Origin of the sequence: Rhodovarius sp. (assembly GCF_040399605.1) — a bacterium.
Classification (GTDB): Bacteria; Pseudomonadota; Alphaproteobacteria; order Acetobacterales; family Acetobacteraceae; genus Rhodovarius; species Rhodovarius crocodyli_A.
Genome location: NZ_JBBARU010000013.1, coordinates 20063 through 40534 on the forward strand (window position 1 = coordinate 20063; position 20472 = coordinate 40534).

Sequence of the window (20472 nt, forward strand, 5' to 3'; positions counted from 1 at the left end):
GGCTGGCGGGGGCCGTCAATCATCTTCCCGGAGCGCTAGTCTTTGCCGCGCACGATGCAGCCCCCAGGCGACAAAACCGGCCGCGACCGGCACGGCGCCCGCCGTCACCCAGTCAGGGTCGATGCCCCAATGGGGGGCGATGCCCTTGGCGGCGTAACCGGCCAGCCCCACCACGTAATAGGTGATGGCGGCAATCGAGAGCCCCTCCACCGTTTGCTGCAGCCGCAATTGCAGCCGCACCCGGCGGTTCATCGAGAGCAGAACGGCGCCATTCTGCGCCTCACGGGTGATATCGACCCGGGTCTGCAGCAATTGGGTGACGCGCAGCACGCGCCGGGACAGTGCCTCCTGCCGGGCGGTGGTGGATTGGCAAGTGTCCATGGCCGGTGCCAGGCGGCGTTCGGTGAATTCCTGGAAGGTTTGCAACCCCTCCATGCGCTCCTCACGCAATTCGGCGATGCGGCGCTGGACCAGGGCGTAATAGGCGGCGGCGGCGGAGAAGCGGTAGCGCGTCGCTGCCTCCTGGCTCTCGATCTCACTGGCCAGGCGGGTGAGGCGCTCCAGCAGCACCGGCTCGTCTTCAGGGCTCGCCTTGGTGAGGGCTGTGGCGATTTCGGCCAGTTCCTGCTCCCAATGGGTGAGCTTGGGCGAAAGCGCGCGGGCCACCGGCAGCGCCAGCAGCGCCATCATGCGATAGGTATCGATCTCCAGCAGGCGCTGCACATTGCGCCCGGTGATGGAGGCGGACATGCTGCCCTGCACCACCAGGAAGCGGGCAAAGCCATTGCCGCTGATCCTGAAATCGGTGAAGGCGAGGCCACGGCCACCGATGACGGAGCCCACCACCTGATTGTCGCCAAAAATATCCATCGCCAGCGTCTCTTCGGCGTCATGGGCGAGTTCCAGGTCGGCGGCGACCAGCAATTCACCGGGCAGCGCGGCCACCCAGTCGCTCGGCACGAAGGTGATGGCAGGTTCGGCGAAGGGCTTCTCCGCCACACCGTCGCGGATGAACATCACGCGATGGAATTCGGTGTGCTGCTCCCAGCGTATCCGGAAAATCCCCAGATCGGCCGACCAATGGCTGGCGCCATCCCCAGGCGGCACCACGCCAAAGCGCAGCGCCAGGGTGCGCATGGCAGCCAGTGCCGCGCCGCGCGGGGCATCGCCGCTCAACAGCGCCAGATAGGACACCCGCAAGGGCCCCATCAGCGTATCGGGCGGCCTTGCATGCACCTCATAATTCAGTTCGGCGCGCAAATGATGTTCAGGCGGCAGGGTCACGCGGGCACCATGATATTGGCCAGCAGCGAAGCCAGCAGGGCGGGGGCTTCTTCGTGTGCGAGATGGCCCAAGCCCGGCCAATCAACAAGGGTGGCGGCCGGAAGAATGGCCTGCACCCGCCGCGCTGTGTTGGGGCTGATGGTGCGGTCACCCAGGGCCGAGACCAAGGTGAGTGGCGTTGTGAGTTTCGGCAGGTCCCGCGCGAAACCCGGCAGGTCCCAAGCCGCCATCATCGCCAGCGTGCCGGCGACATGGCCGGGGCGGCGAAACAGCCGCGCGTAGAGTTCTAGGCCCCGGGCATCGAGGCGTGAGCCGGTCTCGCGCAGCAATTTCTCAACCGTCGCACGGTCCGCCGCCCGCCAGGCAACGAGCCAGGGCACAAAGGGCAGGCCCACCAGGGCACGCGCCAAGGGCGAAAAAATCTGCCCCGCAACGCCTCCCAATGGCAGCAGCGCGCCATTGAGGCTGATGATGTGGCGCGGCGCTATCCGGCCCTCGAGCGCCATGCGAATGGCGATGGCGGCACCGGCGGAATGGCCGATGATGATGTCAGGCCTGACCGCCTCGGCCTGCAGCAGGGCACCAAGATGGGCGGCCATGCCGGCCAGGCCCATTTGCGCCGGTGGCGGGGTGCTGGAAAAGCCATGCCCGGGCAGGTCCATTGCCAGCACCGAGGCGTGTTCGGCCAGCAGCGGCAGAACCCCCCGCCAGGAATGGGTGGCGGCACCGGTGCCATGCAGCAGCACCACCGATGGACCTTGCAGCCCCTTACGCTGGACATGCCATTCAATCCCGCCGGCCTGGACGAAGTGGCTGGCGCCGGCATTGGGCCAGTCGCGGCCATCGAGGCGCCAATCCGGCCTGTCGCTCATGAGGTGAGGCGCTGTGCGGCGGCCCCCGCGGCGCGCGCCATGCGGGCGGCATCGGCCATGGGCATCGGCAGATAGATGGCGGCCCCGGCCTCGGCCAAAGCGCGGGCAGTGGGTTGCGGCCGGGGGGCGGTATCGAGCAGGATGCAGGATACACCGGCGGCGCGCATCGCCCGGGCGGCGTCCAGCGCATCGAGATTGGCGCGGGTATGGCCGGGCGCGCCATCACGGGCGATATTGGCGCGGCCATCGGTCATCAGCACAATCAGGGCCGAGCGCCCTGCCCGGCGCTCGGCCGCTGCCAATTCCACCGCGGCATCAATGCCCGAAGCGAGCGGCGTGGGCCCGCCGCCGGGCATGCCGGCCAGGCTGCGCTTGGCACGGGCCAGCGCCTGGGTTGGGGGCAAGAGCACCTCCGCTCGGCTGCCGCGAAAGGCGATGAGCGCCACGCGGTCACGCCGCACATAGCAATCCGCCAGCAACAATTCCACCGCACCCTTCGCCTCGGCCAGACGATTGAGCGCGGAAGAGCCCGAGGCATCGACGGCGAAGATCGCGGTCACCTCATTCTTCTGCTTGTAGCGGCGAATGCGGAAATCCTCGCGCCGGATGGCAATGCGCGCATGCGCCGGTTTGGCGCGGATGGATTGCCAGGGGGCGGCGGCGCGCAGCGTATCAAGCACCGCCATGCGGGCATCGCCACGCGGCTCGCCGGCGCGTGAGCCTATGGGGCGGCCGCGCTTGGCCTGGGCGCGCGCCTCCCCGGCCCGGCCGCCGCCAGTGCGGCTGGTCAGCGCGGCCAGCTTGGCCTTGTCCAGCAGGTCAGTCGGCAGGTTTGCGGCGGCAGCGGCCAGCAGCAGTTCCTCCAACTCCTTGGGGTCGGGCAGCGGCGCCTGTTCGACGGGCGGCGGCGGCTCGTCCTGGTTTTGCTCTGGCGGTGGCGGGGGCGGTTCTTGCTCTTCCTCCTCGCCATCCGGTGGCGGCGGGGCCATGGTAGCGCGGGGGGCGAGCACTAGGCGGGCAGCAAGTTCAGCATCCGCCTTCTCCACCACCTCGCGGCCATCCAGCGCGGCGGCGGCGCGGGCGGCGTTGAGCGCGAGCAGCACGGCGCGCGGCGAGGCGATACCCAGCGCCATGGCGGCGGCGGTCAGGGCCGCGATGAATTCATCGGCCATGGTGACGGCGGGCAAAAGCGCGCGCGCCTCGCTCAGATCGATATCGGGCGGCGCCTCGCCGGGCAGGACGTGAAAGGCCAGCCGCTCCAGCAGCGCGGGCGGTGCCTTTTCATCAGCCTCGATCCCCTCATCCAGCATCAAGGTACAAAAGCGGCTTTCGGCGTTGAAGGCCACGCTCTCACGCTCGATCACCACGGCGTGGGCATCCATCACCGAGGCGATGCGCGCGGCGGTGCCGCTGGGCATACGCTCGGCCATGGCGATGACCAGGGTGCCGCCATTCACCGCTGCGAGCACACCTGCCTCGGCCACTGGCCGGCCCAGCGCCAGGGTGGCGGTGAGGTCCAGCCCGCCCAATAGGCGGTTATCGGGCAGATCGGGCGGAATACGCCGCCAGGGGGTCTGCCCCATCAGGGCGCGGAAGCCAGCGAGCCATGCGTCACGCTGCGGACCGGCGGCGCAGCGCAGCGCCACACCACCAAGACCCGCCGGGTCCACCGCGCAGAGCAGCGCGGCCTCGGCACTCATGACCGGTCCGGTTCATCGCCCCAACTCTCGACCACGGCGCGCTCGACACGGCTGGTCGAGGAACTGTCATCGAGGGGGTTGCGGCGCAGCCTGTGGCGCAGCGCCGGCAGCGCCACGCGGCGGAGATGGCTGATTGTGACTTCGGCCGAAGCCTCCAGCGCCGCAAGCGCGCGGGCGGCGCGCAGCAGGGTCAATTCACCGCGCAGGCCATCGGTGCCGAGTGCCATGCACAGCTTCGATGCCTCTTCCAATATCGCGTCTGGCACGCTGACATGGGGCAGCAGCGCGCGGCCGGCGAGGATGCGGGCGCGCTGCGCGGCCTCGGCCTCGGCATAGCGCTCGCAAAACGCTGTGGCATCACGCTCGAAGGCATCGCGACGTTTGACGACCTCAACGCGGGTGGGAAGGTCCTGCGGGGTGCGAAGTTCGACCGCGAGGCCAAAACGGTCGAGCAATTGGGGGCGAAGCTCGCCCTCTTCGGGATTGCCGGAGCCGATCAGCACGAAACGGGCGGGATGGCGCAGCGAGATACCCTCGCGCTCCACCACATTCTCGCCCGAGGCGGCGACATCGAGTAGGAGGTCCACCAAATGGTCCTCGAGCAGGTTCACCTCGTCGATATAGAGAAAGCCGCGATGGGCGCGGGCGAGGAGGCCGGGCTCGAAGGCTTTTTCGCCGCGGGTGAGGGCGCGTTCGAGGTCGAGCGCGCCCACCAGACGGTCCTCCGAGGCGCCGAGCGGCAGGTCCACCACCGGCACCGGGACCATGCTATCGCCCTGTGAGGCGCAATCATCCGGCATGGCGCAACCGCGGGCGGGGTCGCAATTGTAGCGGCAGCCCGGAACCACGGCCATGTCGGGCAATAATTGCGCCAAGGCGCGCACGGCGGTGGATTTGCCGGTGCCGCGATCACCCAGCGCCAGAACGCCGCCGAGCATGGGCTCGACCGCGGCCAGCAGCAGGGCAAGGATCATTTCCTCCTGCGCCACGATGGCGGTGAAGGGGAATACCGGCTTGCGCCGCAGCGGTTGGGCCACGGCTTGTACCCTACCAACACCGCCCCCGGATGGGGCGTTACCATCCATCATGCGGCGCGCTGCAGACTCAGGCTCGACCAGACTTCGCTGAGGGCGGAGATCAGGTGATCGATATCCGCATCACTGTGCAGCGGGCTGGGGGTGAAGCGCAGACGCTCGGTGCCGCGCGGCACGGTGGGGTAGTTGATCGGCTGGACGTAGATGCCGTGCTGCTCGAGCAGCGTATCGCTGATGCGCTTGCAGGCCACGGGGCAGCCCACCATCACCGGCACGATATGGCTGGGATTGGGCAGATGCGGAATGCCGGTGGCATCGAGGCGGGCGCGCAGCACGGCGACCCGGTCATGCATCGCCGCGCGCTCGGCATCGCTCTCCTTCAGGTGGCGGATGGAGGCCGCGGCGCCTGCGGCCACGGCGGGCGGCAGGGCGGTGGAGAAGATGAAGCCCGAGGCGAAGCTGCGGACAAAATCCACCATGCTGGCGGAGCCCGCGATATAGCCGCCGATCACGCCAAAGGCCTTTGCCAGCGTGCCCTCGATGACGGTGAGGCGATGGGCCACGCCATCACGCTCCGACACGCCACCGCCGCGCGCGCCATACATGCCAACGGCATGGACCTCATCGAGATAGGTCATGGCATTGTATTTGTCGGCGAGGTCGCAGATGGCGCCGATGGGGGCGACATCGCCATCCATGGAATAGACGCTCTCAAAGGCGATCAGCTTTGGGGTTTCGGCCGGAATGGCGGCGAGTTTGGCTTCCAGATCCTCCAGGTCATTATGCTTCCACACCACGCATTTGGCGCGGCTGTGGCGAATGCCCTCGATCATCGAAGCGTGGTTCAGCGCGTCCGACAGCACGACGCAATCGGGCATTTGCGATGCCAGGGTGGAGAGTGTGGCGAGGTTGGACATGTAGCCTGAATTGAACAGCAGCGCCGCCTCGGTGCCGTGCAGATCGGCCAATTCGGCCTCGAGGCGGATATGATCGGTGTTGGTGCCACCGATATTGCGGGTGCCGCCCGCCCCTGCCCCGCTGCGGTCCAGCGCCTCATGCATTGCAACCAGCACCTTGGGGTGCTGGCCCATGCCGAGATAGTCATTCGAGCACCACACCGTCACCGGCGCGCGGTTGCCTGAGCCGTGATTGGTGGCCATGGGGAATTTGCCGCGATGGCGCTCCAGCTCGGCGAAGACGCGGTAGCGGCCCTCTTCGTGAAGGCCGGCAATCTTGGTCTGGAAGAATGCTTCGTAGTTCATGGTGCCTCCATCGGCCCGGTCATTGTTGTTTTACGGCTCCAGGTCCACAGCGCCTCGGAGCGAATTGGCAGCACCAGGAAGAGGTGCTCGATCACCGCCAGCACCGCGAGGGTGGCCAGCATGGATTTCTCCGCAACCTCAAAGGCGCTGGCGCCTGGCGCACGCGCCGCATCGATCAGCCACCAGCTCAGAGCAATGCAAAGTGCCAAGGAGAAGGGGAAGAAGGCGTTCATCCGGCGCTGGCGGAAAAAACTGCGCAGGTGGGAGAGATGCGCGGGCATCATCGCCTCACCCAGATTCAGCACGCCGAAATAAAGATTCAACTTGGTGGAGAGCCGGGCGAAATACAGCACCGCCCAGGTCCATAGGCCGGACTGGTTCGGCTGGTTCCAGCACACGGCCAACACACCAGCGCCGAGCACCAAGAGCGCGATTTCATGATGCAGGATGGCTGCCACCGCAGCACGAAGCCGCGGCCAACCCACCGTGCCCTGAGGCAGCGGTTGGACCGAAAGCCCCATCACCCGCCCGGTGAGGAAGCCCATCTCGGCCCAGGCCCAGATCAGCACGGCGCAGAGAAAGCCATGGTAAGGCCCGCCGGGGCCGATATCGCGCACGGTGAGCAGCAGCCCCAGAAAGGCGCCCCCCAGCACGGCCGAAGCGCCCATCATGCTCCAGCCGAAAGTCTCCGGCCGGAGCTGATTGAGCAAATACACCACGCCAGTGCCGAACCACCACACAAAGACGGTGAACAGGATGGGCAGCATCGCGGCGGGCAGAAAGTCGAGCATGCTTACCAGGCCGGCGCCATGCGGACATCGGCCGGCAATGCGGCCTTGTTGCCGCGCAGCAGATAGAGCCGCACGAAGCCCAGCCCCGCCTGCGCCTGCAGGCCAAGGCGCTTCAGCCGCCCACCCAGACCTGGTGCCGCACGGGCGGCATCAAGCTGGGTAGAGATGGCCAGCAGGCGCTTGAGCCCGGCAAGGAAGGCCGGGTTATCGATCGGCAAGGTGACCGGGAAGACCTGCTTGCAGATATCGGTGGTGATGCGGAAGACCTGCATGTCGTAATCATCGGGTGTCATGCCCAGGGCCTTGTGGAATTCAGGCCTTGCATGATCGCGCACATACATGGTGGCGAAGACGGCGAGTTGGAAGAACTTCACCCAGAGCACATTCGGCCCCGAGAGGAGTTTGGGGTTCGCGCGCATCAGCAGGGCAAAGGCCTCGCCATGGCGGAATTCGTCATTGCACCACTTCTCGAACCACTGAAAGATCGGGTGGAAGCGCAGCTCGGGGTGTTTCTCGAATTGGCGGAAGATGGTGATGTAACGCGCGTAACCAATCTTCTCGCTCAAATAGGTGGCGTAGAAAATGAATTTCGGCGTGAAGTAATGGTACTTCTTGGCCTTGGTTAGGAAGCCCAGATCCACGCCAATGCCCAAATCCTTCAGCGCATCATTGATGAAGCCGGCATGGCGCGCCTCATCACGGCTCATGAAGCCGAAAAGGTCCTTCATGTCCTGATTTTTTACGCGCTTGCGGATCTCGGCATAAAGGACGCAGCCGGAGAATTCAGCGGTGACGGAGCTGACCAGAAAATCCACCACCTCTTTTTGCAAGGCCGGCGGCAGGTCATCGAGCCTGAATTTATCGAAATCGCTGTTGCGGACGAAATGGCCCTTATTCGGGTCACGGCGGAACTCATCCATCAGCGCGTCCCATTGGGCGCGGATGGGGTTCACATCCATCGCGTCCATCGCCGCGAAATCGGTGGTGTAGAAGCGCGGCGAGAGGACGGTGTCCGTCGTCGCCATTTGCGTGGTTTCGTTCTGCCCACGGATGGGGGGGTGCTGTATCGCGTTCATGCTGCCTGCTGAGCCTCCAGGTGGCCCTTGGGCTCAAAGCCGCAATGGTAGAGTTCGGTGAGTTCGGCGATGGCCGAGAGCTCGGTCCATAAACGGGTGAGCGGGCCAGCGCGCAGCACGGTGGCTCGGGTTTGATAGCTGCGCACTTCACCATAGGCCACATGATCAGGGGCGTTATGGACAATCACCCTATCGCCGGGGCGCAGCACAATGCCCTCAGGGATGGCATGGGCGTGAAGACTGTCAAAACTCTGTTCGATTTCAACGGTGCATGGCACCTCGATGCTACGAGGTGCAAACCAGCCCCGACGAACCTCCCGGCTCTCCATCATCCTCTTACTTCCTTCTCACTCAACCAACGAATGAAGACCTCGGCGTTTGTTGGGCCGAATGCCCTCAGATCCACCCTGCGCTCCGTTGCGGAATCTGTCAGGGTGACGCGGTTATCCTGCCACGCCTCGATACGGAATGGCATCGAAATCGTCGCATCGGTACGAAGAATATCACGGCGGATGACCCGGATCATCGTGCGCAGGAAGCCATTCTCACCGGCGGCGAGATGGTCATACTCCCGCCCGGTTGCCATATCGACGACCGACAGCCCGCCATCGGGCTGCTCGATGAAGCGCAGCACGAGCGAAATGCGCGGCACCTCGGTGCTGGGTGCGGGTGCATCGCGCCACCAACCGGCGCTGCCCACGGCCGCCAATGTCAGGAGGACCATGCTGGCAACCACCAGGATGAACATCCGCGAGATATAGTCAGGATTTCGCTGGGTCTGGGCTTGCAGCATGGGTGTATCCTCTGGCGGGTTCAGGCCGTCACGGCGGCTTGGCCGGGACGGGCATTGGTATTGGGCGCAGCCATGGGCTGAACGGCGACGCCAGCGCTGGCGGCGAGGCTGCGGGCCAGGATTTGCGCCGCCCCCGCAGCCTGAGGCAGTGCCCGCAACATCGGCTCAGGATGCAGGATCGAGGCTATACGCACATGCGGCCATAGCGCGATCCAGGAGATGCGGGCGGGTTTCAAAATACGCAGCACCACATCCTCGGTGCCATCGGCATGGGTGACCCGTGCCACACTCTCAATGACGCTGAAGGGAATATTAAGGATCATCGGCAGCGCGATGCCAACCCGCATCACCACCCGCTTATTGGTGATGGTGTAGATTGCGCCGCGCGCTGCGGCCCGGCCGATGGACCATAGCAGGCCCAGGCCCACCAGGCCGATCACGCCCGAGATCACCAGCCCACCGCCAAGCTGCACCAGCCCCGCCCCGTGATAGGCGCCAAGCCCGGCCTGCAGCGCCAGCAAGGCGCCGAAATACCAGGTGATGGCCCGCAATCCCAGGGCGCGGGCTGTGAGGCCCCTGCCCTGAGGCTGCCCTTGCCAGAGCAAGCTCTCGCCGGGTGGAAGCCGTTCCGGAAGACCCGGAATCGGCTCAGCCTCATGCTCGGGAATATCCGGCGAGAGGTGGTGATGCTTGGGTTCGTTCACAGACAGGGCTCACTGCGCTCGGGCTTCGCATAAAGCTGGCCAGAGGCGAAATAGGCCTGGATCTGATCTTCCTCGCGCAGGGTGATCTGCTCGGCGCTCTTGGTCACCGGGGCGGCCTCGAAATGCCGCGCCAGCAGGGTGTTCACCTTGACCTGACCGGCCGTCTCATTAACCCGCACCAGAGGTGCTGGGGCCAGAACGCGGCGGCCCTTGGGCGTTTGTACTTCGAGGAAACGGGCCAGATACTCGGCGCGGTCCACCCATACATCCACCACCGTGCCGGCCACTTCGCCATCGGCATCGAGCACGACCATGCCGCGGGGATCGGGATCCTCTTCGGCCAGGTAGAAATCGGACGCGGCCCGCAGCGGGACGATCGAGGGCTGGTGGTCATCGTAGCACAGATGCGGATGATCAGCCCGCTGGGCATAGGCGGCCGGGCCGAGGCCCAGTTGCATCGGGTCACCCATCGGCTCGATCGGGTCGCCGCCGCCCTTGGTCGGGTGGATCGGCAAGACTTCGGGCGTCTCAGGCCGAGGCGCCATCACCGTGCCACCGCCATGGGGCAGGATGAAGGTCTTCGGCGAAGGCATGCCGGTCCAGCCTTCATCGACCGCGCGGCCGGTGACGTCAGAGACCAGCGGATAGCCTTCCCGCTTGCTCTCACGATTGAGGTAGATCACTAAGCCAAGAAAGAACGCCCAAAACAAATAGAGGGCGATCAGGGTGATGTCGAAATTCAGGAAGAAGTTGCCGCTGAACATGACGTCGCTCCAGGGGTTCAGGGTTGCAGGGAAGGCACGGCACGCGCCAATGCCGCGGGGCGCACAAGCGGCCCGACGGCAATAAGCGTCGCAAAGAGAAGCGCGATCTCAAGGGTGTAGACCACGCCATAGCCGGTTGCGGCATGCATAAGGCCCGGCCCCATTCCGCCATCCAAGGCGAAGGCCGAGACGATGTCGCGCAGCGCACCACCCACACCCACCGCGACACCGGCCGAGGTGGCCTGCACCGCGCCCCAGATGCCAAGCGCGAGCCCGGCCTGGCCCGCGGGGGCGGCCTGCATGCAGGCGGTGAGGGTGGCATGGGTGAAAAGCCCCGCGCCGAAGCCGATCAGCACCGTGCCCAGGCAGAGCAGGAACTGCGAGTTCATCGGCGCCGAGAAGATGATGAAGGCAAAGGCAAAGGTACCGATCAGCGCGCCAAAGCCCGCCACCCGATGGGGGTCGGCGCCATTGACCAGGCGGCGCGCCGCCACCACGAAGCCAATAATGCCACCCGCCGCCAACAGCGCTGTGAGCAAGGTGGTGGCTGCCACTGAAAGGCCGAGCATTTGTGCGCCATAAGGCTCAAGCAGAATATCCTGCATGGAGAAGGCGGCAGTACCCAGGCCCACACCCACCAGGCGGCGCACCCAAGGGCCCTGCCGGCGCATGCTGTTCCAGGCTTCCGAAAAGCTTTCGGCCACCGGCTCGATCTTATGCGATCCGCCGCGAATTTCCTGCCGCCACAAGGCGGCTGTGGTGAGCAGCAGGCAGACCACGGCGCAGCCCTGGATCATCTGGATCAGCTTGATCTGGGTGAAATCGGCCAAGATCGCACCGAAGATCAGCGACCCGCCCAGCATCCCCAGCAGCAGCAGCACCGAGAGGAAGGCCACAACCTGCGGCTGCTTCTCAGGCGGCGTTAGATCAGTTGCCAAAGCAAGCCCTGCGGTTTGCACCGTGTGGATGCCGATACCCACCACCAGAAAGGCAACGGCGGCACTGGCCGGCCCGGCCCAGTCCGGGCCCTGGCTATCCCCCGAAAGAATGATCAGCGCAAAGGGCATGATGGACAGGCCGGAGAACATGACCACCGCGCCCTTCCAGATATAGGGAAAGCGGCGCCAGCCCAAGGCGGATTGGTGCTTGTCGGAATTGAAGCCGATCAGCGCCCTGAAGGGGGCGAAGAGCACCGGGATGGCGAGCATCAATGCCACCAGCCCCGCCGGCACATGCAGCTCCACAATCATCACGCGGTTGAGCGTGCCGATGAGCAGCACCGAGCACAGACCCACCGAAACCTGGAACAGCGACAACCGCAGCAGCCGCGACATCGGCAGCGTCTCACTGCCCGCATCAGCGAAGGGCAGGTATTGCGGCGTCAGGCGCATCCAGGTGCGCGAGGGGTGCGGGATGCGAAACCTCATCAGGCACTGATCTCCAGTGCCTGCGAGATATAGAAGGCGCGGCTGACGCGATGGGTGCGGCCCAGCTTCAGCCCTTTCTCCCCCACCAGCAAATGCGACAAATGCCGGGGCGAGACCGGCACGATGGCGGGCGAGCGGTCACTGCGCGGAAACAGCTTGCCCACCGCCCAGACGGTCGCCAGCAGCGCCGTGCGGGGCGCGAAGGTGAAGCACACCGAATGGTCAGCCCGCGCCGCCAGACCGGCCAGCGCCACTGAGACATCCCTGGCCGAATAATGGATCAGGCTGTCCATCGCCACGATGTGGTCAAACCTGCCCAGCGCTGGGTCGAGCATGTCGCCCACGCGGAAATCCAGCCGGGGATGGCCCTTGCTGCGCTCGGCGGCGAGGCCAACCAGGGTGGGTGAAATATCGATGGCGACCACATCGGCGCCGCGCCGCGCCGCCTCCAGCGCCAACGCGCCGGTGCCACAGCCGGCATCAAGAATACGACGACCATGCAGGTCCTCGGGTAGCCAGGAGAGCAGCGTGTCGCGCATCGCATTGCGCCCGGCACGCACCTTGGCACGCACCCCGCTCACCGGCGCCTCGGAGGTCAGCCGCGCCCAGGTATCGGCCGCGGTGCGGTCGAAATAATGCTCAAGCTCTCCGCGGCGTTTGGCGTAGCTGCTCATTAGTCGAAGCCCAGCAGGTCGAATATGTCACGGTCGCGCATTGGCACGGTGGGCAGCGCCTCGGTGCCCGCCCAGAGGCTTTCGGCCAGGCGCATATAGCTCTCCTGCACCGCCAGCAGCGCCGGGCTCTCCTCCATTTCGAACAGCGTGCTCTTTTTCAGCCGCGAGCGGCGAATGACGTCGAGATCGGGGAAATGCGCAAGGCTCTTGAGGCCGGTCGCGGCATTGAATTTGTCGATCTGATCGGTGCCCGCGCTGCGGTTGACGATGACCCCACCGAGGCGGACATCGTAATTCTTCGACTTCGCCGCGATCGCCTGCACGATCCGGTTCATGGCGAAAATACTGTCGAAATCATTGGCGGCGACGATCACCGCGCGCTCGGCATGCTGCAGGGGGGCTGCGAAACCACCGCAGACCACATCGCCCAGCACGTCGAAGATCACCACATCGGTCTCTTCCAGCAGATGATGCTCCTTGAGCAGCTTCACCGTCTGGCCGACCACATAGCCACCGCAACCTGTGCCGGCCGGCGGGCCGCCGGCTTCGACGCACATCACGCCATTATAACCCTCGAAGATGAAATCCTCGGGCCGGAGTTCTTCCGAATGGAAATTCACCGTCTCCAGAATGTCGATCACCGTGGGGATCAGCTTCTTGGTCAGTGTGAAGGTGCTGTCATGCTTGGGGTCGCAGCCGATTTGCAGCACGCGCTTGCCCAAATGGGAAAAGGCGGCCGAGAGGTTCGAGCTCGTGGTGCTCTTGCCAATGCCGCCCTTGCCGTAGACGGCAAAGACCTTGGCGCCCTCAATCTGCAATGCCGGGTCGAGGGCGACCTGCACCGAGCCCTCGCCGTCAGGCCGACGAGGAATGGCGCCGCGCATCGTCTCGTGGCGGGTAATCACGGTCATGCTGCTACCATCTCCGGGGTGATGCCTTCCAGGCGGTCTTCTAATTCCTGGCCAGCGGCGCGCAGCGCATCGAGCGTTGCTTCATCCGGTTGCCAGTAGTTGCGCTCATTGGCCTCCAGCAGCCGATTGGCGATCTTCGCCGAGGCTGTGGGGTTGAGTTCGGCGAGGCGCGCGCGCATCGCCGGGTCGAGCATGTAGGTCTGTGCCAATTGGGTATAGACCCAGCCACTCACCTGGCCGGTGGTGGCCGACCAGCCCAGCGTGTTGCTGACCTGCTCTTCGATCTGCCGCACGCCTTCATAGCCATGGCTGAGCAGCGCCTCGTACCATTTCGGGTTCAGGCCGCGGGTGCGGGTCTCCAGGCTCACCTGCTCATTGAGCGTGCGCACCTGGCCTGCGCCCTTGGTCTGGTCGGAGATATAGACCGGTGCGGATTTGCCGCGGGCCTTGGCGACGGCACGGGAAATGCCGCCCAAACTATCGAAATACTGGCTGATGGTGGTCACACCAGTCTCGACGCTATCGAGGTTCTGATAGGCCATATCGACCGAGCCCAGGGTGTGGTTCAGCACCTTGTCATGCCGCCGCGCCTTGCCATCCACACCGTAAGCAAAACCCTTGCGGCTGGTATAGGTGGCGCCAAGTTCGTCCTCATCCTGCCAGCCGGCATTATCGACCAGCAGGTTCACATTGGCGCCATAAGCCCCTTCGGAATTGCCGAAGACGCGCAGCGCGGCTTCCTCGATCGTGCCGCCATTCTTCGCCAGATAATCCAGCGCATGGGCGCGGATATAATTCAGATGCGCCGGCTCATCGGCCTGCGCGGCCAGCAGCGCCGCCTCGGCCAGCAGCTTGGTTTGCAGCGGCAAAAGGTCGCGGAAGATACCCGAGAGGCTGATCATCACATCCACCCGTGGCCGGCCCAGCTCCTCCAGCGGCACGAGTTGCGCGCCGGTCAGACGGCCGTAGCTGTCATGGCGCGGCTTCGCGCCCATCATCCACATGACCTGGGCGATCGGGCCGCCCTCGGCCTTGAGGTTATCAGTACCCCAGAGCACGACAGCCACAGTCTCCGGCAGCTTGCCCTCTTCCTCCTTGTGGCGGGCGAGCACGCGCTCGGCCTGCATCGCGCCATCCTTGCAGGCATAGGCGGAGGGAATTTTGAAGGGATCAAAGCCATGCAGGTTGCGCCCGGTTGGCAACACTTCAGTGCTGCGCAGCAGGTCACCACCCGGCACGGGCTTGATATAGCCGGCGTCGAGCGCGTGGATGATTGCCGGCAGTTCGGCATCCACAGCCAGCAGGGCGTCGATCCGGGCGCGCTCGACTGGCTCCAGGATATCGGCGGCGTCGAGCGTGTCGTGGCGCTCAGAAGGGGAGAGACCCTTGCCGATGACGTGCAGACCATTGGGGATGAGGGTGTATTCCAGTTCGAGCAACGCGGCGCCCAGCTTTTGCACCCGCGCATCCCACTCCTCGGCGCCCCAGAAGGGCTCGGCCTGGGCCAGTTCCAGCTCCGATGCCTGGAGCTGAATGAGTTCGGCCAGGCTCTCACGCGGGCTGCCCGGCTCGAAGGCGCGCCAGCGATCGATCGAGGCCTTGAGTTCCAGCAGGCCCTTATACAGCCCGGCCGAAGCCACTGGCGGCGTGAGGTAGCTGATCAGCGTCGCGCCGGCGCGGCGCTTGGCCAGCATACCCTCGGAGGGGTTGTTGGAAGCGTAGAGGTAGTAATTCGGCAGGTCCGCAATCAACCGGTCCGGCCAGCAATTGGCCGAGAGGCCGGTTTGCTTGCCGGGCATGAATTCCAGCGCGCCATGGGTGCCGAAATGCAGCACGGCATCGGCTTTGAAATCCTCACGCAGCCATGTGTAGAAGGCGGCAAAGGCATGGGTGGGGGCGAAGCCTGCTTCGAAGAGCAGCCGCATCGGGTCGCCCTCATACCCAAAACCCGGCTGCACACCGATAAAGGCATTGCCGAACATGGCGCCCAGCACATGGATGCTGGCACCATCGGCCTGCTGGCGGCCCGGCGCCGGGCCCCAGGCCTTCTCAATCTCTGGCAGCCAGCGCTGGCGGCGCACATGGGTGTCGGTGGGGATGCGATGGGCCACATTGGCCAGCGCGCCATATTGCTCGGCATTGCCCTTGAGGATGCTTTCGCGCAGCGCATCCACGCTCTCCGGCACATCGACGGTGTAGCCGGCGGCCTTCAATGCACCAAGGGTGTTGTGCAGCGATTCGAACACCGCGAGATAGGCGGCGGTGCCGGTATTGCCGGCATTGGGCGGGAAATTGAAGATGACGAGGGCGATCTTGCGCGCCGCACGCTCGCGCCGGCGCAGATCCACCAGCTTGCCCACGCGCGCGGCCAGCATGGCCGAGCGCTCCATCTCGACCAGCATCCTGCCGCCACAGCTCACACCATCGCAGCCCGGGCATGGCGTGGCACCGCCCGAAACCCCGCAACGGCCGCCATAGGTGATGGGCGCAATGGCGCCATCCAACTCAGGAATGGCCACCATCATCGTGGCCTCGACCGGTGTCAGGCCCGCATTGCTGGCCCGCCAGGTGGCGATGGTTTGGAACTCCAGCGGATGGGCCAGCAGATAGGGCACATCGAGCTTGGTCAGAATGTCTTCGGCCGCCTTGCTGTCATTATAGGCAGGGCCGCCAACCAGGCTGAAACCGGTGAGCGAGACGACGGCGTCCACCGTCGGCACGCCATCCTTCATGAAATAATTTTCGATGGCGGCGCGGCTATCGAGGCCAGCCACGAAGGCCGGCACGACATTCATGCCCCGCGCCTCCATGGCGGCGATCGCGCCATCATAATGGCCGGCATTGCCCGCCAGCACATAGCTGCGCAGGAGCAACACGCCAACGCGGCCGCCGGACTGCAATGCCGGCAGATCCGACAGCCTCTCGGTGACCCGCCCCGGCAGGTCGGGGTGATAAAGGCCCACCTCCGGGTATTCGACCGGCGCCGCCACCTTGATCTTGCCCGCCAGCTTCGCGCGGCTGCCCGCGGCGTAGCGGTTGACCATCATCCGAACCAGATTGGCGATATTGTCCGAACTGCCGGAAAGCCAGTATTGCATGCCCAGAAAATAGGCTCGAAGGTCCTGCGCGGTGCCGGGGATGAAGCGCAGCAGCTTGGGCAATTCGCGCAGCACGCGCATCTGGCCCGCGCCGGTGGAAGCCCCCCCTTTGCCCTTATTGCCGCGCAGCTTCTTCAGCAGCGCCATCGGGCCCTTAGCCTCCTTGCCCATATCGAACTTGCCGATCCGGGTGAGCTTCATCACCTCGGGGCAGCTCATCAGGTTGAGCATGGCATCACAATGCGGACGGCGGGCGGCAAGCTGCGGCAGAACCAGCTTCGCGTGGTCCTCCAGGAACAGCATGGTGGTGATCACGATATCGGCATTGGCGATGGCATTGTGGCAATGCGCGAGCGCCACCTCACAACCCGCCCATTCATCGGCGGCGTGAACGGCAAATTCGAGGCCGGGTACGTCCCGCCGCAGCATATCTGTGGCCTCGCGCGCAGCCACCCCAAGGTGGCTGTCCATCGTGACCAGCACGACTTTCACGGGCGTGGCTGGCTCAGCGCGCATAATGGGCCTTTGCGTCGTACAGCGTTTCGACCGTGATGGTGCCTATGCCCTTCATGGCTGCGTATTTTTCTGTGTTTCGACGGGCTTTTCCGCGGACAAAGAAGGGAATTTTCTTCAACTCTGCCTCAGCCTCGGCATTCCAGCCGCGGACCTCGACCAGACTTTCGCTATCAGCCAGAACGGCTGCTGCCGGTTGCTCGGGCAATTTGCCGGAGCCCAGATGCGAGGGCTTGGCCTCGTCATTGAATTCGCGGTCCTCGCGGAACATCGCCAGCAGATGCTCCTCCAGGCCCATCATCAGCGGGTGGACCCAGGTGTCGAAGATGACATTGGCCCCCTCGAAACCCATTTGCGGCGAGTAGCGGGCGGGGAAATCCTGCACATGGACCGGGGCTGAGATCACCGCGCAGGGCAGGCCCAGGCGCTTGGCGATATTGCGCTCCATCTGGGTGCCGAGGACGAGTTCGCAGGCGGCCGCTTCAATCGCCGCCTCAACCTCAAGATAATCATCAGTGATGAGCGCTTCGAGGCCATATTGCGCCGCCGCCTCGCGCACATCGCGCGCCTGCTCACGCGAATAGGTGCCCAGGCCCACCACGGTGAAACCAAGCTCCCGGCTAGCCACCCGTGCCGCCGCCACGGCATGCGTCGCATCGCCGAAAATGAACACCCGCTTGCCGGTGAGATAGGTGCTATCGACCGAACGGGAATACCAGGGCAAGCGACTGGCTTCGGCCACCGTCGATGCATCCAGCCCCGCCAGCGCCGCCACCTCGGCGATGAATTCGCGCGTGGCGCCCACGCCAATCGGCACGGTCTTAGTCGCTTCCTGGCGGAATTGACGCTTGAGGAAGGCCGCGGCCACGCCGGCGGTCTCGGGGTAGAGCACCACGTTGAAATGCGCATCACCCAGCCGCATCAGATCCGATGGCGCGGCCGATGCGGGGGCGACCACATTCACCCGAATGCCCATCCCTTCCAGCAGGCCCACGATCTCGCGCACATCATCGCGGTGGCGGAAGCCCAGCGCGGTGGGGCCGAGGATATTGCAGGAGGCACGCTCGGGCGGGGATTGCGGGGCGCGGGCAAAGGCACGGACGAGCTGATAGAAAGTCTCAGCCGCGCCCCAATTCTCTTTCTTCTGATAGGCGGGCAACTCAACGCCCACGACCGGGATGGGCAGGTTGATGGCGCGCGCGAGGCCGCCTGGGTCATCCTGCAGCAGCTCCGCCGTGCAACTCGCCCCCACCAGCAAAGCCTCGGGGCGGAAGCGCTCATAGGCGTCGCGCGCCGCTTCCTTGAACAGATCCGCGGTATCGGCGCCGAGATCGCGCGCCTGGAAGGTGGTATAGGTCACCGGTGGGCGGGCGGTGTTGCGCTCGATCATGGTGAAAAGCAGGTCGGCGTAAGTGTCACCCTGCGGCGCGTGCAGCACATAATGCAGCCCCCGCATGCCGGTGGCGACACGCATGGCCCCCACATGGGGCGGGCCTTCATAGGTCCAGAAGGAGAGCTGCATCGCCTATGCCCCCGCCGCGACTGGGGGGCGGCCAAAATCCAACTTGTCCTTGCGGCGCAGCGGGCGGGCAAAAAGCTCCGCCAGATCGGCTGCTTGATCATAGCCCTGGATGGGGGTGAAGACGAGTTCAATGGCCCATTTCGTGGTCATGCCCTCGGATTCGAGGGGGTTGGCCAGGCCCAGGCCACAGACGGTGATATCGGGACGCGCGGCGCGCACACGGTCAAGCTGACGGTCGACATGCTGGCCCTCGCTGAGGAAGGTGCCGCTGGGCAGCGCCTCCAGCTCCGGCGTCATATGGGCGCGGTGCAGGAAGGGGGTGCCAACCTCAAGCAGCGTCATGCCCAACTCATTGTGCAGAAACCGCGCGAGTGGGATTTCCAACTGGCTATCGGGCATGAAGAACACGCTTCTGCCGGCGAGTTCGCTCTGGCAGCGCTGCAGCGCCAGCCTGGCGCGGGTTTGTGGCATGTCCAGCGCATCGCGAATGCGCTCGGGCGCCACACCCATGGCGGCCGCCCCGGCCGTCAGCCAGGCGGTGGTGCCTTCAACGCCCAAGGGGAAGAGTGCGGGGATATGCCGCGCACCGCGCGACTCCAGTGCCCTAGCGGTATCGGCCAGGAATGGCTGTGCCAGCAGCATTTTGGTGGCAGGCCCCACGCTGGGCATCTCGCTGGCGCGGCGCGGCGGCAGAAAGGCCACATTGGTCAGGCCCATCGCGGCGAAGATGCGGCTGAACTGGTCCTCAACCACCTCGGCCAGGGCGCCCACCACCAGCAGCTGCGGCGCGTCATTGCGCGGCATTTGCGGCACGAGGGCAGCAAGGCAGGCATCTTCGCCCTGGGTGAAGGTGGTTTCGATGCCGCTGCCGGAATAGCTCAGCACCCGCACGCCAGCGGCTTTGTACACACCATCGAGTCGCTGCGCGGCACGGCCGAGATCGAGCTTGATCACCTCCGAAGGGCATGAGCCCACCAGGAACAACATCCGGATATCGGGGCGCCGCTTGAGCAGCTTGGCCACGACCTGGTCGAGCTCGTCATGCGCATCGGCGAGGCCGGCAAGGTCACGCTCTTCCATCAGGGCGGTGGCGAAGCGCGGCTCGGCGAAGATCATCACGCCGGCGGCGGATTGCAGCAAATGGGCACAGGTGCGGCTGCCCACCACCAGGAAGAAGGCGTCCTGGATCTTGCGATGCAGCCAGACAATGCCGGTCAGGCCACAGAAAACCTCTCGCTGGCCGCGCTCACGCAGAATCGGCGCATCGGAGCAGCCCCGGGCGAGTGCCGCACTCATGCGCTACGGGTATCCAGGCGGGCGGCACGCAGCTTGAGAATGAATTGCGTGGCATTGACGACATAGGCGGCATAGGCGGCCAGCGCCAACCACATCCGGAATTCAGGGGTGCCTGAATCCGCAAGGAACGCCCAGAGATAGGCCGTGTGCAGCGCAATCACCAGCATGCTGAACACGTCTTCCCAATAAAAAGCAGGCGCGAAGAGGTATTTGCCGAATACAACCTTCTCCCAGATCGCCCCGGTGACCATGATCGCATATAGGACCAATGTCTTGAGCACGATCGAGACCTCGGTAGCCAACTGGTACTCACCAGTGCCGAGATAGATGATCACCAAGCTCAGGCTGACCAAAAAAACCAGAAACTGGAAGGGCGCGAGCAGCCCCTGCACCAGGGTCCATTTCGTGGCATCGCGGCGGCCGCGTTCTTCCTGGGTATACAGAGGCTTACGGGCCGGAGCTTGTACGGCGTGATGGCGCGTGCAGCGGCCCGAGGCGCAGCCATGGGGGCTGGCATCGACGGTTGCGATCACACGATCAAGCAGCGTGGTTGAACTCATCGCTTGACAACTCCTCCTCCCAGGGGGTCCGCTGGCTTTCGGTTCGGAAAAGAAACCATTGGTGGCACAATTTCTTGCGTCATTTGGTTTCTTGGGCGAACCGATACGGACCTGCTTTCTGGTGTGAATCGGAAGGTAGGGGGAGTGAGCCGAGAGTGTCAAGTTCAATTGACGTAAAGCTCGATTGACAT

The 20472-nt window shown here is 65.0% G+C and carries 18 protein-coding genes; all 18 read right to left on the reverse strand.

Annotated elements, in window-relative coordinates; translation table 11 throughout:
* Positions 1-15: 15 nt before the first annotated feature.
* The 18 genes from ABWP84_RS06155 to bchF are packed head-to-tail and all read right to left on the reverse strand — an operon-like array spanning position 16 to position 20281.
* Positions 16-1284: a DUF3422 domain-containing protein gene (locus ABWP84_RS06155; protein ID WP_353211128.1), complete on the reverse strand. Its 1269-nt coding sequence runs from the start codon at positions 1282-1284 to the stop codon at positions 16-18.
* Positions 1281-2156 (reverse strand): alpha/beta fold hydrolase BchO, encoded by an 876-nt coding sequence (bchO, locus tag ABWP84_RS06160; protein WP_353211129.1) that lies wholly within the window; start codon positions 2154-2156, stop codon positions 1281-1283. Before bchO ends, ABWP84_RS06155 begins: the two co-directional genes overlap by 4 nt.
* Positions 2153-3856 (reverse strand): magnesium chelatase subunit D, encoded by a 1704-nt coding sequence (locus ABWP84_RS06165; RefSeq protein WP_353211130.1) that lies wholly within the window; start codon positions 3854-3856, stop codon positions 2153-2155. Before ABWP84_RS06165 ends, bchO begins: the two co-directional genes overlap by 4 nt.
* Positions 3853-4893, reverse strand: coding sequence for a magnesium chelatase ATPase subunit I (bchI, locus tag ABWP84_RS06170; protein WP_353211131.1), 1041 nt, complete (start codon positions 4891-4893; stop codon positions 3853-3855). Before bchI ends, ABWP84_RS06165 begins: the two co-directional genes overlap by 4 nt.
* A gap of 47 nt (positions 4894-4940) precedes the next feature.
* Positions 4941-6152 carry a 5-aminolevulinate synthase gene (gene hemA, locus ABWP84_RS06175; RefSeq protein WP_353211132.1) on the reverse strand — a complete coding sequence of 404 codons (1212 nt, stop codon included), beginning with the start codon at positions 6150-6152 and terminating at the stop codon, positions 4941-4943.
* On the reverse strand, positions 6149-6943 hold the full coding sequence (puhE, locus tag ABWP84_RS06180; RefSeq protein WP_353211133.1) for a putative photosynthetic complex assembly protein PuhE: 795 nt from the start codon (positions 6941-6943) through the stop codon (positions 6149-6151). Before puhE ends, hemA begins: the two co-directional genes overlap by 4 nt.
* 2 nt (positions 6944-6945) lie before the next feature.
* Entirely contained in the window at positions 6946-8019 is a 1074-nt protein-coding gene (gene acsF, locus ABWP84_RS06185; RefSeq protein ID WP_353211134.1) for a magnesium-protoporphyrin IX monomethyl ester (oxidative) cyclase, read from the reverse strand.
* The gene (locus ABWP84_RS06190) at positions 8016-8351 is read right to left on the reverse strand and encodes a hypothetical protein (RefSeq protein ID WP_353211135.1); all 336 of its coding nucleotides are present in this window, start codon (positions 8349-8351) and stop codon (positions 8016-8018) included. Before ABWP84_RS06190 ends, acsF begins: the two co-directional genes overlap by 4 nt.
* Positions 8348-8812, reverse strand: coding sequence for a photosynthetic complex assembly protein PuhC (puhC, locus tag ABWP84_RS06195; RefSeq protein WP_353211136.1), 465 nt, complete (start codon positions 8810-8812; stop codon positions 8348-8350). Before puhC ends, ABWP84_RS06190 begins: the two co-directional genes overlap by 4 nt.
* A 20-nt stretch (positions 8813-8832) precedes the next feature.
* On the reverse strand, positions 8833-9516 hold the full coding sequence (gene puhB / locus ABWP84_RS06200; RefSeq protein WP_353211137.1) for a photosynthetic complex putative assembly protein PuhB: 684 nt from the start codon (positions 9514-9516) through the stop codon (positions 8833-8835).
* Complete coding sequence (puhA, locus tag ABWP84_RS06205; RefSeq protein ID WP_353211138.1) at positions 9513-10280, reverse strand: photosynthetic reaction center subunit H; 768 nt, start codon at positions 10278-10280, stop codon at positions 9513-9515. Before puhA ends, puhB begins: the two co-directional genes overlap by 4 nt.
* A gap of 17 nt (positions 10281-10297) precedes the next feature.
* A complete protein-coding gene (locus ABWP84_RS06210) occupies positions 10298-11707 on the reverse strand; it encodes a BCD family MFS transporter (protein WP_353211139.1) in 1410 nt (469 codons plus the stop codon).
* The gene (gene bchM, locus ABWP84_RS06215; protein ID WP_353211140.1) at positions 11707-12381 is read right to left on the reverse strand and encodes a magnesium protoporphyrin IX methyltransferase; all 675 of its coding nucleotides are present in this window, start codon (positions 12379-12381) and stop codon (positions 11707-11709) included. Before bchM ends, ABWP84_RS06210 begins: the two co-directional genes overlap by 1 nt.
* On the reverse strand, positions 12381-13292 hold the full coding sequence (gene bchL / locus ABWP84_RS06220) for a ferredoxin:protochlorophyllide reductase (ATP-dependent) iron-sulfur ATP-binding protein (RefSeq protein WP_353211141.1): 912 nt from the start codon (positions 13290-13292) through the stop codon (positions 12381-12383). Before bchL ends, bchM begins: the two co-directional genes overlap by 1 nt.
* Positions 13289-16906 (reverse strand): magnesium chelatase subunit H, encoded by a 3618-nt coding sequence (locus ABWP84_RS06225; protein WP_353211142.1) that lies wholly within the window; start codon positions 16904-16906, stop codon positions 13289-13291. The genes bchL and ABWP84_RS06225 overlap by 4 nt, the downstream gene beginning before the upstream one ends.
* Positions 16896-18425, reverse strand: coding sequence for a ferredoxin:protochlorophyllide reductase (ATP-dependent) subunit B (gene bchB, locus ABWP84_RS06230; RefSeq protein WP_353211143.1), 1530 nt, complete (start codon positions 18423-18425; stop codon positions 16896-16898). The genes ABWP84_RS06225 and bchB overlap by 11 nt, the downstream gene beginning before the upstream one ends.
* A 3-nt stretch (positions 18426-18428) precedes the next feature.
* Positions 18429-19721 (reverse strand): ferredoxin:protochlorophyllide reductase (ATP-dependent) subunit N, encoded by a 1293-nt coding sequence (locus ABWP84_RS06235; protein ID WP_353211144.1) that lies wholly within the window; start codon positions 19719-19721, stop codon positions 18429-18431.
* Positions 19718-20281: a 2-vinyl bacteriochlorophyllide hydratase gene (bchF, locus tag ABWP84_RS06240; RefSeq protein ID WP_353211145.1), complete on the reverse strand. Its 564-nt coding sequence runs from the start codon at positions 20279-20281 to the stop codon at positions 19718-19720. Before bchF ends, ABWP84_RS06235 begins: the two co-directional genes overlap by 4 nt.
* Positions 20282-20472: the final 191 nt, after the last annotated feature.